Genomic DNA, 14,147 nt, shown 5'->3' on the forward strand with positions numbered 1-14,147 from the left:
ATTATAATAATCAATTAAAATTTAGTATTAATCACTCTTGAATTAATGATGTCAGTTAAACCACTAGTTAAACCAGATACAATATTTCAGTGAAATCATACAACTAAGGATTTGTGTCGTAACTGCATAATGAATTGTATATGATTGTTTTACCTTTGCACACGCAATGCGATAATGGTACCATAGCTCAGTTGGTAGAGCAACGGACTGAAAATCCGTGTGTCCCTGGTTCGATTCCTGGTGGTACCACTTCAAAATGATAAAAACGAAAGAGTTACATGAAAATGTAACTCTTTTTTTGTATTTTTAAAGCTGTCTTTGGAGATGCTTAAGGGCAGATTGAATGTAAATCGAATAATTTATGCATCATTATCTATTGAAAGAAATCGCAGAACGCGAACATTTATCAGACCTTGATACTGAATTATGTATGAAATGTTCGGAGTCTGTTTCCGTACTCAAGAATACCATTTTGGAAGAGGCTGGGAAAATTCCTCAGTATCTTTATTATATTGTTTCCGGCTTTATGCGTTTATTTTACTATGACGAAAATGGAGATGAGGCTACCATGCATATTAATTGTCCTCATGGCTTTTTTACAGCTTTCTCTCATTTTTCCAATCAGAGTATTTCTCCTGTAAATGTAGAATGTATAACCGATTGTGAATTGCTTAGGATATCTAAACCCAACTATGACATTTTAATGAAAGAGAGTGTCGTATGGAAAGACTACAGTTTGTTTGTATTACAGGAATCAATGACTTATCATGAAAACAGATCAAAGGATCTTGCTACTCTTACTGCCGATCAGCGTTATCGTAAGCTCATGGAAACTCATCCCGAAATTATACAAAATGTACCACTTCAATATATTGCATCCTTTTTGGGCATGAAGCCCGAAAGTTTAAGCCGAATCAGACGAAATTTGATTACCTAACAAATGTCAAGTAAAAGCAGCTAGTTATTTCCCAATTTTGCAGCATAATAATTAATATATTATATGATGCAAAATAATTTAGTTCTGGTTACTGGAGCAAACGGTCATTTGGGGAATAATCTGGTTAGACTACTTATCGATAAAGGGTATAAAGTAAGAGCCTCGGTGCGTAATATCAAAAATAGTGAACCCTTTCTAGGACTAGATTGTGAGGTTAAACAAGCCGATATAACGGATAAACAGTCGATGGTTGAAGCTTTACAAGGAGTTGACACTTTTTATGCCGTAGGAGCTGTCTTTAAATTGTGGGCAAAAGATCCTCAAAAAGAAATTTATGATGTAAATATGATTGGTTGCAAGACTATGATTGAAGCAGCCGCTGAAGCAGGAGTGCGCCGTATTGTTTATGTCAGTTCTATTGCGGCACTTGATTATTCTAAATTACCAATAACAGAAGATTCCGGATATAATCCAGATAGGAGAGATATGTATTATAATTCAAAAAATGATGCAGAGAAGCTAGCTTTTAAATTGGCAGCCGAGCATAATATTGAATTAGTCTCGGTTATGCCCAGTGCTATGATTGGTAGTGTTATTGCAGATCGGTTGAGTAATTCCTGTATGATTTTACGTTCGGTTCTAAAAAACGAACTTTCAGTAGAAACCAATGTAGCTCTGAACTGGATAGATGTAAAAGATGTGGCTGAAGGGTGTTATTTAGCAGCAAAGAAAGGACGTAATGGAGAGCGTTATATTCTGGCAAATGAAAAGAGTCTTTCTATTACCGAAACTATGTCTATCGCAAATAATCTTATTCCCGAATTAAAGTTGAAAAAGCCTGTTCGTGTTCCTAAATTTGTGCTTTACTCTGTAGCTTGGTTTATGGAGATGAGAGCAAAAATAACAGGAAACCCTCCCGTTTTAACGCCCAAAGAAGTTGGCATGTTTTGGGGATTGATTCCGGATTTTGATATCTCTAAAGCGAGAACCGAACTCGGATTTAATCCTAAACCCGGAAGAGAGGCTTTAGAAAATGCCTTAGTTTATATGTGGAATAATAAGGATCGGTTTTTAAACTAAAAGTCTATTACTCTTTCTGAGGTGGTATGGGCACCTGCTCTGTAAGCATTACTTTTCCATTTTTGTCATAATATGAACAGAGCATGCCCTTTATATCAACTGTCCATTTTTCAACTCCCGAAGCTGCCGAATGTTTGCAAAAAGTCATATAATTAGTCTGCCCCTGCTGATGAATAGTTAAAGCATGTTGTAGTCTTTCTATATCGCTTTCTTCAGCAATATGTAGCTCTGGATACTTAGGATCAGAGGTAAGTTGAAAATTGTCTTTCCCAGAATAAACGGTGTGTCCGTCATTCACGTAAATAGTATAACTTATTACTCCCAATTCAATCAGTTCCTGTATGTAATGGGGGAAGTCTGCACCACTTTTTACTTTGGCATGAATCTCTTCTATTGCATGAATTGTAAACATAATCTTATCGATTTAGATTGTCCGTTTTAATTGATTACTAAATGAATATATGATATTAATAGCCTACTATTAATATAACATTCGTATTTCGTCTTTGTTTATGATTTGATCGGTTTTGTGAAGTGTATCAGTTGGTTAAATCTGATTGGTCTAAAAAGAAGACTGTTTATGACTCTTCAGTTTCTTGATTGGGAGATGATGATACGGAGGGAATACCCGGTTCAGAAGTCTCAGATAAAGATAATTCAAGTTCTTTTTCTTTTAGAATGAAGATACTCTTGGTAAACTCTTTATCCATATTGATCTTATCCAAAGCTTCTTCTGCAGCCCTTTGCTGTGATTCTTTCTTTGAATAGCCACGACCTGTACCCGATTCTTGATCGTATATGTCAACAGCCGTATAGAATATCGGATTATTATTGTCGTCTGTAAATGATTCGATAAGTCTGAACTCAATTGGAATTTTATTTTTTTGACTCCATTCAATCAGACGTGATTTGAAGTTTACTTCTTGTTGGGCAACCGTTTCAATATTCAGGTGTTCAACGATAAGCCTTTCATGTACAAATTTTTTGGCAATACGGTAGCCTTGATCAAGATAAATCGCACCGATTAATGCTTCGAGAGCATTACCATACATGTGCGTTTTGTGATTGCCGGTTTTTGCAGAAGATTTTATAAGGCGATCCAGTCCTAAATTGAGTGCTAATTTGTTTAAAGTTTCGCGCTGAACAATCTTCGACCTCATATTGGTAAGGAAGCCTTCTTTCTTGTATTCGAATTCCTTAAATACGATATCAGCTACTATTGCATCGAGAATGGCATCTCCTAGAAACTCGAGACGCTCATTGTTGATCCATCTTCCGTCTTTCAGTTTGATAGACGATGATTTATGCAATAATGCTTGCTCATACAATGTTATATTGTATGGATAGAAATTTAGTATCTTATAAAACGAAACATAAGGCTCTTTCCCTTTTTTAGGAAGAAGCCTTATATTTCGATATAGTTTCTTAAGCACTTACTTATTAAACTTCTTTACGATTACACATGCATTGTGTCCACCAAAACCAAATGTATTTGATAAGGCAGCTCTGACTTCTCTTTTTTGAGCTTTATTAAATGTCAGGTTCAATTTGTAATCAATTTCGGGATCTTCATCACCTTCAGTGAAGTTGATCGTTGGAGGTACGATATCATTTTGTACAGAAAGTACACAAAATAAAGACTCCATTGCTCCGGCTGCACCAAGAAGGTGTCCGGTCATTGATTTTGTTGAACTGATATTCAGTTTATAAGCTGAGTCGCCAAATATCTCTTTGATAGCTTTGATCTCCGAAGGATCACCCACTGGTGTAGATGTTCCGTGAACATTTACATAGTCGATATCCTCAGGTTTCATGTTTGCATCCTCAAGGGCTGCTTTCATTACGATCTTAGCTCCAAGTCCTTCCGGGTGAGATGATGTCAAGTGATAAGCATCAGCCGACATTCCTCCACCTACAACTTCTGCATATATCTTAGCTCCTCGAGCTAATGCGTGTTCTAACTCTTCGAAAATAAGACAAGCCGATCCTTCTCCCATTACAAATCCATCGCGGCTGGCGCTAAACGGACGTGATGCTGTTTCCGGAGAATCGTTTCTTGTCGACAGAGCAGTCATTGCGTTGAATCCGCCAATAGCCGATTCGCAAATAGTGGCTTCTGCGCCACCAACTACCATTACGTTTGCTTTACCTAAGCGAATAATGTCAAAAGACGAAATTGCACTGTGGGTAGATGATGCACAAGCCGAAACTGTTCCGAAGTTAGGTCCGCGAAGACCATGTCTCATCGATATGTGTCCCGATGCAATATCAGCAATCATTTTAGGTATAAAAAACGGATTGAATTTAGGTCCCATTTCCTTATTTTGGAAATAATATCCGACCTCCTCTTCAAATGTTTTTATACCACCTATTCCGGCAGATACAATTACACCGATTTTATCACAATCTTCAGTTTCGAACTTAAGTCCAGAATCAGCAATTGCTTCTTCTGATGCAGCTATAGCCAACTGCGTATATCTGTCGCACTTACGTGCTTCTTTTCTGTCAAGATATTTCGCCACGTCAAAATCTTTCACCTCACAGGCAAACTGTGTTTTGAATTTCGACGCATCAAATTGAGTAATGGGTCCAGCTCCACTAACTCCGTTGATTGCATTGTTCCATGTGGTTTGCACATCGTTGCCCAGCGGTGTTACTGCACCTAAACCCGTTACTACTACTCTTTTTAATTCCATAAATTATTTGTGGAAATTTTTATTTTGCGTTAGCTTCAATATAAGAAACTGCGTCTCCTACTGTAGAAATTTTTTCAGCTTGATCATCTGGAATAGAAATACCGAATTCTTTTTCAAATTCCATGATAAGTTCTACTGTATCAAGTGAGTCAGCTCCTAGATCGTTTGTAAAACTAGCAGCATTTGTAACTTCTGTTTCTTCAACACCTAATTTATCAACGATAATTGCTTTAACTCTTGATGCTACGTCAGACATAACTTTTTGATTTTAATGAATAATTAAATTTTATTTCTAATTTTGTCGATGCAAAGTAAGCGTATTTTATTAATACGAAACAAATATTTTGGACAGAAAATTCGTTAAAACTGCACATTTCTTCTTTTTGTGTGCAAAGTCAATTAAAACCCGTTTATGGTCAATATAGCTATTTTTGCTTCCGGATCCGGCTCTAATGCTGAGAATATTAGCAATTATTTTAAGAATAAAGAGGGTGCTTCAGTAAGCCTGATTATATCGAATAAAGCAGATGCTTTTGTGCATAAGAGAGCAGAAGTTTTAGGCATAAAATCGATAACTTTTTCTAAAGATGACTTTGAAAAGACCGATTTGGTTCTTGATTGTTTAAGAGAAAATCAGATAGATTTCATTGTTTTGGCAGGTTTTTTATTGAAAGTACCTCAAAATTTAATTGATGCCTACCCTCAGAGAATAGTGAATATTCATCCTGCTCTACTTCCTAAGTTTGGCGGAAAAGGTATGTATGGAGATAATGTTCACAAGGCTGTTGTTGCTGCCCGAGAATCCGAATCAGGAATAACAATTCATTATATTAATGAGAACTATGACGAAGGAAATATCATTTTTCAGGCCAAATGTGAGGTCTTGTCGGATGATACATTTCAAAATGTAGCCGAAAAGGTTCATCAATTGGAATATCTTCATTTCCCTCCTGTAATCGACTCAGTAATAGCTAAATTAAGTAACGAATAAAATTTATTGGTATATTTTATAGTTGCAACAATCTATATTTGTTATACTTGCCAAAGCTATAAAAAGGTCTGTGACCTTATAATCTCAAAATGAAAAAAGAGCGAAAAGTGATTCACTTTTCGCTCTTTCGTTATATTATAGAGTGTCTTTTTAATTATCGTATTTTACCTCGTACCATACTTCTCCATTTGGATTTCCTGATACAGTATTTCTGGTGCGTACTTCTTTATTAATTATTTCTTTCTTTCTAAGTCTGTTTACTTCGATCTTGTCTACTTCTTTTCCGTTGATGAAGTAGGTAGGCTCATGTCCGAATTCCGAAGTCTCTTCATCTACTACGTTTGTTATGTTTGTTGTAGTATTGTCTGAATTATTGTTGGCATAAGATGGGTTTGTTGCCGGCTTCTTTCTTAATGTGGCACGACCGGCTCCGCCGGATAAGCGTGACGACATAGAACCTGCACTTGTTGTTTGTGCTTGTTCTTTTCGAAGGTCCTCCAGTAATGCTTCTACTGCTAATGCAGCTTCTTCCATTGTTTTGTACTGAGGTGTATATTTTTTGTTAAACACCGATGTCTTTTTGGAGGTAGTCTTTGTTTGAGCCGTTTTATTTGCTTCTTTACTGATTTGATTGTTGTTTGTATTTACCTTGGTAACGGTTACATTATCAGCTTGTTCTTCGTTTGCTAATGTAATTGGTGAATTTTTAATCGTAGTAGATCTTGTCCCCACTTCTGTATTTGTTTCAGTAGCATTATTGCTTGCGGATTCTTTATGGCTTAAAACCTCTGTTGGTTTTAACGCCTCTTTTCGTATAATGCTAGACCTTACAGGAGCTTTTTCTTGTGTTGTTGCTTCTGTTCTGATTGGCTCTGCTGGTGAAACGATTCGCGTACTCAACGGTTTTTCGATAGGAGTGATTTTTGTATCTTCACTATCATCTTTTATTAGGTAATTACTTTCGCTTTCTTCAGTTTTAACATTCTGAGGAGTGGAGGTAGTATGGGATGTTGTATCAGCTGGGGTTTCTTCTTCTTTTTGAGTTGTTGAACTACTTTGAGTTTGATAAACGACTAATCCATCGTCGTTTATGTAAAATGTATTTAGTGATTTGAACTGATTTTCAAGACGTTTTTTTTCATTCTCGTCAATTTTAGTACTGCGAGAATCCCTGTTGGGGCTTTGTGCAAAAGCATATGATGCTATGGAAAGCAGAACTATTGTTACTGAGAGTTTCATCTTCTTATTCATTTCTGTTAAAAAAAGAGCATTCGTTTCGATCCATCTAACCGGATTCTTTGTTAAGGTATGCTTCAAAAACTATACGCTTTAGTTATTCTTAGAGCCTACAAATTTAACACAAATCTTTGAGATAAAAAATAGAAAAGTGTTAACCCCGTGAAAATGTGTCAATTTCGTCTTTGCTTATACCACACCTGACTTGAGTTGATTATATTTTGCCAAAGTATGTAGGCTCCCGGTCCGATTGATGCAATTGGGTTCAGGTAAGTTTGTGCCATCCAGATCGAAAGTATAGTGTTTTTTTGTCCCAATCCCTGTCCTCCTGCGATAGTGTCGCTATATCGCCGTCCTAACAGCCTTCCAATGTAGAATTGTACAATGCAAATTATTAGGGTTAATCCGAAAATTATTAGTGATGTTTGAACGTGATTACTACCTTCGAGCAGTAGGAAATTAACAGTTCGGGCAGTTACTATCATTAAGGCAATATTCCATAAATAAAATGAATAAGACTGAGATGTCTTTATTTTATGATGAGTTTTTGGTGATATTTTCCCTAAGAGAATAGCCAGAAAGAACGGTAGCAGTAATAATACGAATACCCGCAGTGTAATTTCTTGTAATTCTTCCCAGAAGGAAAAGCCCGAATGCCCTCCTATTATAGTAAACAATAGTGGTGCAACCACGGCAACAGTAAGGTTGCTAAGTAAACTGAAAGCGGTCAGGCTGGCGGTATTACCTCCCAACATGCCTGTAATGACAACAGCCGAAGTGGCAGTAGGTGCTAAGATGCAAATCATTGCACTTTGGGCAATAATGGGATCTATACCGCGTATGGCGAGGTATGCGCCGATACTTCCTAACAGTTGAATTGCCAAAAGCCATAGGTGCAGCATCGAGAACCTAACTGATCTGATGGATATATTGGTATATGTAATAAGCAGCATAAAAAAGATGAGGTAAGGGGTCAAAAATGATAACTCCGATAAATAGGAGTAAAATAAGGCTCCTGTAATCATTGATATGGGCATCATATATGATTTGATCTTTCTCAACTTTTTTCTCGTTATTTTAGTTCGATACAAAGATAGGTTTAAATATTTCTTTTAAATAAAAAAATGCCCGACAGAATCGTTCGGGCATTTTTTAAGTTGGAATACTCGTCAAAGCAATAAAAAGGTCTGTGACCTTAATCAAAAGATTAGTGATTTTTATTTATAAGAGAACCATTTGATAAGTTCTTTAATAGTTGGCTTTTTTCCATACATAAGGATTCCTACACGGTAAATTTTTGCCGCAAATTTTACAACAAAGAAAATACTTACATATAATATGACTATAGATAGGATTTTTTCCCATAAAGGAATTTCGAAAGGTATACGCACCATCATTACGATAGGAGATGTCAGTGGTATCATTGAGCACCAGAAAGCAAGCGGGCCATCCGGATTTTGTAGGCTGTATATACCTACATAAAAGGAAAACATAAATATGAGCGTTATAGGCATAACAAACTGTTGTGTATCTTGTGCATTATCTACCGCTGCACCGAACATAGCAAAAAGCGATGCATAGATAAGATATCCTCCGATGAAAAGGAGTAAGAAATAGATAATGATTTCGATCCAGTTTATCGAAAATAGCATCTGTATATTACCTAATTGAGAAGATATATTCTGGATGTCGGCAGCCGGAAATAGTGTGCTTTTTAATCCCAGGATAATTGCAAAGATTCCGAACCAGATGAAGAGCTGAGTAATGCCGGTAAGTCCTATTCCGATAATTTTACCCATCATCAGATCGAAAGGACGTACAGACGAAATCATAACTTCGACAATGCGATTGCTTTTTTCTTCAACGACTCCCTGCATAACCATTGTTCCGTACATAAGTATAAACAGATACATGATGAATGTGAAAATACCTCCGACAGCCGCTGCAATATCAGTAGATGTTTCTTTCTCGGAGCCATCCTCACTCCATCTCAGTGTTGTTACTTTTATATTTCCTGAGGTCTCAATAACATGGCGTATATCAACCATTACTTGGGTATCTATATCTGCCTTTTGTGCCAGAAGATTTATTTTGTCTGATTTTACAATCTCCGAAAGCGTATTGTTGATATAGCCTTGTAGATCTAAAGGAACTTGTTTTTCGGAAACAAAAGCCGCAGCTGCAGAATTTTCTGTTAAGTCGCCGGTTATTTCGAGTATTCCGAATAAGTCTTTTCCTACTTTCGTTTTTAAATTATCCTCCTGATTACCTCCTACTATTTCGAATGTGTAATGATCGAATGATTTTAAGTGTGAAGCATATCTTCCGGTGTTATCAATTACCGCTATCCGTTTGGTCTCAGAATCTTTGATATTTGATAACAACAGGGGAACAAATACTAATGCAGCCATAAGAAGTGGCATTAAGATGGTGAGTACCACAAATGACTTCTTTTTTATTCGTGAAAGATATTCTCTCTTTATTATAATACTTAATGCGTTCATAGTGCTGTAACTGTTTGAATAAATATTTCGTTCATAGATGGCAGTTCTTCCTCAAAAGAGAGTACTTCGTATTTGTTGGTGATTTCCCTGAGAATCTCGGAGTTAGTTGATTGCACTGATTTTTTGATTCTTACTTTGGTGGTTTCAAAATAAGACTCTTTTGATTCCAACGAAAATAATTCGGAAGGAAGGTCAAAGTCGTTTCCACTTACAGTGACGGTAAAAACGTGTTTTTTGTATTTGTTTCGAATCTCCTTCACATTTCCTTGTAATACGACTTGCGATTTATTGATGAGTGTAATTTCGTCACAAAGGGCTTCGACCGACTCCATGTTATGGGTTGAAAGAATAATTGTTTTTCCTTTTTCTTTCAATTCGAGTATCTCCTTCTTTAATAGTTCGGCATTAACAGGATCGAATCCGCTGAAAGGTTCGTCCAATATCAGTAATTCAGGATCGTGAATCACTGTCGTTATGAACTGTATTTTTTGTTGCATACCTTTTGATAGCTCTTCGACCTTTTTGTCTTTCCATGAAGTGATATTGAATTTCTCAAACCATTCATCTATTCTTCGGTTGGCTTCGTGTTTCTTTAAGCCCTTAAGCTCGGCTAAGAATAAAGCATGTTCTTTTACTTTCATCTTTTTATAGAGACCTCTCTCTTCGGGAAGATAGCCGATATTATATATATCGGAAGGAAGGGATGCTCTGCCATTGAGGAAAACTTCACCGCTGTCGGGTGCTGTAATCCGGTTTATGATCCGTATCAGAGTTGTTTTTCCGGCTCCGTTAGGACCCAGTAAACCATAGATTTTGCCCTTTGGTACTTGTATACTTACATCGTTGAGTGCTCTATGGCTTGCATATTGCTTAATTATATTTCTGGCTTCTAGGTATATCATATTTTGTTAAGGTGTTGTTTCTATATAATTAGTGGTACGTTCTGTGAAAAAGTCACATCGGTATTAATCTTTTTAATATTGATTTGTTGTTTAAACTGTCAGATTACGAAATTAATTTATTATTCCAGATTATAAAGTATAAATTTGCGAGACTAACAGATAATTAACGAACACTATCTTCAGGTTAAGGTTTTCGAATTTTTTATTATCCGTTCAAGTATAACAACTCTGAAGAGATAATCAAAATTACTTCTATAAAATTTAAGCAAACTCTTGATATAAAGAATAAAATAGACCAACAATTGTTATATGAAACTTAAATAGGAGTTTTAGATAAAAGGTGCCTTAAAATGTGTTTTCCAGTCAGGAATTAATATCGTTTTTAACCTTCCCTTTGATCAGGGAAGGTTAAAAATAAATAGGGTATTTTTAAAGCTTAACTATGGATATCGAAGCAGAAGGTGTCGAGTAAACTGCATCTATACTAAGAAAGGTGATCGGGCTACCTTGCAAGGTTGTCCCGGATCGGGTTCTATAGAATGAATAGCGAAGCAAATCGCCTTGAGACAATGAGGCAATAACAGTAGGAAGAATCGCCGGAGTGCTTTGCCCGGTAGTCCAATTAATATTAAATATAGGTCTATATCCAACTACATCGAACCATGTACCTCCATTATTACTGCTTTTTTGTAAAGATATATTTATAAAAACATTACTACCCGTTGTAGACGTTCCAATTACATAATTAATCAAAGAACTTATCTGATATATTCCGGTTTCGGCAATCCTTATATAGCCATTTTGTATATTTATCCCCAAATTGTTTATTAAAATATCGGATGCAATGAAATCAAACGATTGACGAGATCCATCATTAAAAACAGTTAATGTGTTAGGGTCGGAAGAACTACTCAGCATTAGCCTGTTGGTCTGAATGGCAAGAATGGGGCTGATAGCTTGGGTTGCGACTGATCTTACAACATGCCCCTCAGGATCTACAAATAAGGGTTTAAGATTAGCATTGTTAGCACTTTTTGGAGATGTATTCTTAATAATTAAATCTCCTTCAATGTGTAAGGTGGCTTGAGGGCTCTCAGTATTGATCCCAACTTGGGCGTATGAAGATCCCAAGGAAAAAGAAATTAAAATGAATAAAGCTTTTTTAATCATAAATGATTTTAGAAAATTAAATAGTTTGACAAATAATAAATCAAACAACAGCATATAATATTTAGGTAGTGTTGTTGTCTAAACTGTAAATAGTCTCTGGGGTGGATAACCTATAAATTTGAGAAAAAGCAGTAGCCAGATTACATAGCTAAGCCATATCCGATGTAAACATGCGAACACAAAATAATCTCCCGAAAAAAAATTACGGGTATTTATTTTAAGTAGCTATTGCCATATAAAAGTGTGTGGAATTTAATTAAGCTATTGTCGCTCTAATTCCTTGACATACAGATCGGAATACAAATCGTTAGAAATCAAACCTAAAAAATATCTCTCTCAATTTTACCGAATTTATAAATAAATAAATTATAGATGGTTAGTGTCGTTTGCATAAATACATTTAGTGTGTATGCTTTTACCAAAACCATAAAAAGTTTTTGGATTTTTCCCCAGAGTTTTGAGGTGCAAATGTAGATTTTTTCTCGATATTTTTTTTGTTAAAAAATATTTTTTTACTGTTAATTTGTCTAAACTGTTATCTTTTGATCTCACAAACAGCATGTTGTAAACCAAGTTACTAGCCATTCTCTGTTATACTGGAAAAAACGGAAATACTCTGAGGTCAGTTTGAAATATTATTTCTATATTTGCACAGTTAACAATTTTGTTAAACAGAAAAGTTGATAATGGAAAAGAAAGATATAACGACTGAACAAACAATTCTCGAAGCAGCAGAGCAAGAATTTTTGGAGAAAGGATTTGCCGGAGCAAAGACTACTGCAATTGCCAAGCGTGCCGGGGTGAACCATGCAATGATTCATTATTATTTCAGGACAAAGGAAAACTTATTTACAATGGTTTTTCAGCAAAAGATACGTATTTTGGCGGAATCATTCTCGCAATCATTTAATCAGGATCTATCTTTTTTCGACCAACTAAAATTAGCTATAGGTACTCATTTCGATTTTATTGCTGCCAATCCACGGTTGTTATTCTTTGTTTATGGAGAAATAATCACGAATGACAGGCGAAAGAAAATGCTGGTTCAAAGCGTGTTTCCTAAACTGAAAGGGATAGTGAAAAGATTGAAGGATGGAATAGATGCTGAAGTGGAAAATGGAACTATTCGTTTTATTCGTCCTACCGAACTGTTAATGAATATAATTGCACTGAATGCGATTACATTTTTAGCAATGCCTTTGTTGCAGATTATAAAAAGAAACAATAATGAAGTGGAGAAGCTTTTGAAACAAAGAAGAGAGAATAATATTCAATTTATTATAAATGGATTGAAAATCTGATTTTTTTTATAACTAAACTAACAATTTTGTTAAACAGAAGTGTTTGAAAATAGAATGTATAATATGAAGAGAATATTACTTGTTTTGTGCATTATGCTAAGTGGCTATTCGGTTGCATATTGTCAATTGACTATAGAGCTATGCCACGAAAAAGCAAAGAAGAACTATCCTTTGATTAAGAGGTATGATCTGATAGAGAAAACCAAAGATTATAACCTGTCTAATGCAGGTAAAGGTTATTTACCTCAGTTCTCGATGTCGGCAAAAGCCACTTACCAATCGGATGTTCCGCATTTGCCCATATCTGTGCCGGGTGTTAATATAAGACCATTGAGTCAAGACCAGTACGGAGTTACATTGGATGTAAACCAAACGATCTGGGATGGGGGAGTTATCAGTTCTAAAAAGGAAATGGCAAAGACAACTTCTGAAGTAGCCTTAAAACAGCTCGAAGTAAATCTGTATTCAATAAATGATAGGGTCAACCAGCTGTACTTCGGCATTCTTTTGCTTGATGGAAAGATTAAACAGAACCAATTGCTTCAGGAAGAACTGGAACGGAATTTTAATCTCATATCGAGTTATATTCAGAATGGAGTTGCCAATCAGTCGGATTTGGATGCCATAAAAGTAGAGCAATTGAAATCAATACAAATTCAGACACAGTTGATGTCAAACAGGAGAGCATATATAGATATGCTGGCGGCATTAATTGGTGAACCAATTGACGAGAATGTGATCATGGAGAAACCGAATACAAGTACTCAGTTGATAACGGGACAAATCGAACGTCCTGAATTACGTTTATTCGAGGCACAACAAACTGATCTCGAAACACAAAAGAAATTAATAAAGACCGGATATATGCCTAAGTTGGGTGTGTTTGCAACAGGCGGATATGGTAGACCCGGTTTGAATATGCTGGAGGATAAGTTTGCTGCCTATTATATAGGAGGGGTTCGTTTGTCGTGGAATTTCGGCGGATTATATACCGAAAAAAATGACCGCAGAATTATAGAAGCCAGCCAAAGTTCACTCGCTGCCGAGAAAGAAACATTTCTGTTCAACACCAATCTGCAAGTAACACAAGAGCAGAGCGAAATTAAGAAAAACAGAGATTTGTTAAAATATGATGATGAAATAATAATCCTCCGTAATAATGTAAAGAAAGCGGCAGAAGTAAAAGTGGCAAACGGCATGCTCACCGTAACAGATCTTATGCGCGAGATAAACGCAGAGGATTTGGCAAAGCAAGATAAAATCCAGCACGAGGTAGAGCTTTTACTATCCATTTATAATTTGAAGTATACAACAAATAATTGAACGGTTA

General features: G+C 35.9%; 14 protein-coding genes and 1 tRNA gene. 6 read left to right on the forward strand and 9 right to left on the reverse strand.

Going from position 1 to position 14,147, the window contains the following annotated elements; genetic code table 11:
• Positions 1-176 precede the first annotated feature (176 nt).
• From G7050_RS08705 to G7050_RS08715, 3 genes are all read left to right on the forward strand, one after another.
• Positions 177-249: transfer RNA gene (locus G7050_RS08705), tRNA-Phe, on the forward strand.
• A gap of 112 nt (positions 250-361) precedes the next feature.
• On the forward strand, positions 362-937 hold the full coding sequence (locus G7050_RS08710; protein WP_166114035.1) for a Crp/Fnr family transcriptional regulator: 576 nt from the start codon (positions 362-364) through the stop codon (positions 935-937).
• Between the two features lie 63 nt (positions 938-1,000).
• On the forward strand, positions 1,001-2,017 hold the full coding sequence (locus G7050_RS08715) for an NAD-dependent epimerase/dehydratase family protein (protein WP_166114037.1): 1,017 nt from the start codon (positions 1,001-1,003) through the stop codon (positions 2,015-2,017).
• 7 nt (positions 2,018-2,024) lie between these two features.
• Here the strand turns inward: G7050_RS08715 and G7050_RS08720 are convergent, their stop codons facing one another.
• The 4 genes from G7050_RS08720 to G7050_RS08735 form a co-directional block, all read right to left on the reverse strand.
• The gene (locus G7050_RS08720; RefSeq protein WP_166114040.1) at positions 2,025-2,429 is read right to left on the reverse strand and encodes a DUF1398 domain-containing protein; all 405 of its coding nucleotides are present in this window, start codon (positions 2,427-2,429) and stop codon (positions 2,025-2,027) included.
• Positions 2,430-2,595: 166 nt separating this feature from the next.
• Positions 2,596-3,450: a ribonuclease III gene (gene rnc / locus G7050_RS08725; RefSeq protein WP_166114043.1), complete on the reverse strand. Its 855-nt coding sequence runs from the start codon at positions 3,448-3,450 to the stop codon at positions 2,596-2,598.
• Complete coding sequence (fabF, locus tag G7050_RS08730; RefSeq protein WP_166114048.1) at positions 3,451-4,713, reverse strand: beta-ketoacyl-ACP synthase II; 1,263 nt, start codon at positions 4,711-4,713, stop codon at positions 3,451-3,453.
• A gap of 19 nt (positions 4,714-4,732) precedes the next feature.
• Positions 4,733-4,969 (reverse strand): acyl carrier protein, encoded by a 237-nt coding sequence (locus G7050_RS08735; protein ID WP_050710464.1) that lies wholly within the window; start codon positions 4,967-4,969, stop codon positions 4,733-4,735.
• 156 nt (positions 4,970-5,125) lie between these two features.
• On the opposite strand from G7050_RS08735, the gene G7050_RS08740 reads away from it, so the two are divergent.
• Positions 5,126-5,704, forward strand: a complete 579-nt coding sequence (locus G7050_RS08740) for a phosphoribosylglycinamide formyltransferase (protein ID WP_166114051.1) — start codon at positions 5,126-5,128, stop codon at positions 5,702-5,704.
• A gap of 150 nt (positions 5,705-5,854) precedes the next feature.
• Here G7050_RS08740 and G7050_RS08745 read toward each other — a convergent pair whose 3' ends face one another.
• The 5 genes from G7050_RS08745 to G7050_RS08765 form a co-directional block, all read right to left on the reverse strand.
• Entirely contained in the window at positions 5,855-7,021 is a 1,167-nt protein-coding gene (locus G7050_RS08745) for a hypothetical protein (RefSeq protein WP_166114053.1), read from the reverse strand.
• 92 nt (positions 7,022-7,113) lie between these two features.
• Entirely contained in the window at positions 7,114-8,001 is an 888-nt protein-coding gene (locus G7050_RS08750) for a bile acid:sodium symporter (protein WP_255499285.1), read from the reverse strand.
• A gap of 156 nt (positions 8,002-8,157) precedes the next feature.
• Positions 8,158-9,444 (reverse strand): ABC transporter permease, encoded by a 1,287-nt coding sequence (locus G7050_RS08755; protein ID WP_166114056.1) that lies wholly within the window; start codon positions 9,442-9,444, stop codon positions 8,158-8,160.
• Positions 9,441-10,346, reverse strand: coding sequence for an ABC transporter ATP-binding protein (locus G7050_RS08760; protein WP_166114058.1), 906 nt, complete (start codon positions 10,344-10,346; stop codon positions 9,441-9,443). The genes G7050_RS08755 and G7050_RS08760 overlap by 4 nt, the downstream gene beginning before the upstream one ends.
• A gap of 429 nt (positions 10,347-10,775) precedes the next feature.
• Entirely contained in the window at positions 10,776-11,516 is a 741-nt protein-coding gene (locus G7050_RS08765; protein ID WP_166114061.1) for a hypothetical protein, read from the reverse strand.
• A gap of 686 nt (positions 11,517-12,202) precedes the next feature.
• Here G7050_RS08765 and G7050_RS08770 point away from each other — a divergent pair.
• On the forward strand, positions 12,203-12,817 hold the full coding sequence (locus G7050_RS08770; RefSeq protein ID WP_166114064.1) for a TetR/AcrR family transcriptional regulator: 615 nt from the start codon (positions 12,203-12,205) through the stop codon (positions 12,815-12,817).
• Positions 12,818-12,880: 63 nt separating this feature from the next.
• On the forward strand, positions 12,881-14,140 hold the full coding sequence (locus G7050_RS08775) for a TolC family protein (protein WP_166114067.1): 1,260 nt from the start codon (positions 12,881-12,883) through the stop codon (positions 14,138-14,140).
• The last annotated feature ends 7 nt before the right edge of the window (positions 14,141-14,147 follow it).

The organism is Dysgonomonas sp. HDW5A, from assembly GCF_011299555.1.
Classification (GTDB): Bacteria; Bacteroidota; Bacteroidia; order Bacteroidales; family Dysgonomonadaceae; genus Dysgonomonas_A.

What these genes read in the sequence shown, in the direction of transcription:
- G7050_RS08710 (WP_166114035.1), top strand. Translation starts at nt 362, where the DNA reads ATGCATCATTATCTATTGAAAGAAATCGCAGAACGCGAACATTTATCA.
- G7050_RS08715 (WP_166114037.1), top strand. Translation starts at nt 1,001, where the DNA reads ATGATGCAAAATAATTTAGTTCTGGTTACTGGAGCAAACGGTCATTTG.
- G7050_RS08720 (WP_166114040.1), bottom strand. Translation starts at nt 2,429, where the DNA reads ATGTTTACAATTCATGCAATAGAAGAGATTCATGCCAAAGTAAAAAGT.
- fabF (WP_166114048.1), bottom strand. Translation starts at nt 4,713, where the DNA reads ATGGAATTAAAAAGAGTAGTAGTAACGGGTTTAGGTGCAGTAACACCG.
- G7050_RS08735 (WP_050710464.1), bottom strand. Translation starts at nt 4,969, where the DNA reads ATGTCTGACGTAGCATCAAGAGTTAAAGCAATTATCGTTGATAAATTA.
- G7050_RS08740 (WP_166114051.1), top strand. Translation starts at nt 5,126, where the DNA reads ATGGTCAATATAGCTATTTTTGCTTCCGGATCCGGCTCTAATGCTGAG.
- G7050_RS08755 (WP_166114056.1), bottom strand. Translation starts at nt 9,444, where the DNA reads ATGAACGCATTAAGTATTATAATAAAGAGAGAATATCTTTCACGAATA.
- G7050_RS08760 (WP_166114058.1), bottom strand. Translation starts at nt 10,346, where the DNA reads ATGATATACCTAGAAGCCAGAAATATAATTAAGCAATATGCAAGCCAT.
- G7050_RS08765 (WP_166114061.1), bottom strand. Translation starts at nt 11,516, where the DNA reads ATGATTAAAAAAGCTTTATTCATTTTAATTTCTTTTTCCTTGGGATCT.
- G7050_RS08770 (WP_166114064.1), top strand. Translation starts at nt 12,203, where the DNA reads ATGGAAAAGAAAGATATAACGACTGAACAAACAATTCTCGAAGCAGCA.
- G7050_RS08775 (WP_166114067.1), top strand. Translation starts at nt 12,881, where the DNA reads ATGAAGAGAATATTACTTGTTTTGTGCATTATGCTAAGTGGCTATTCG.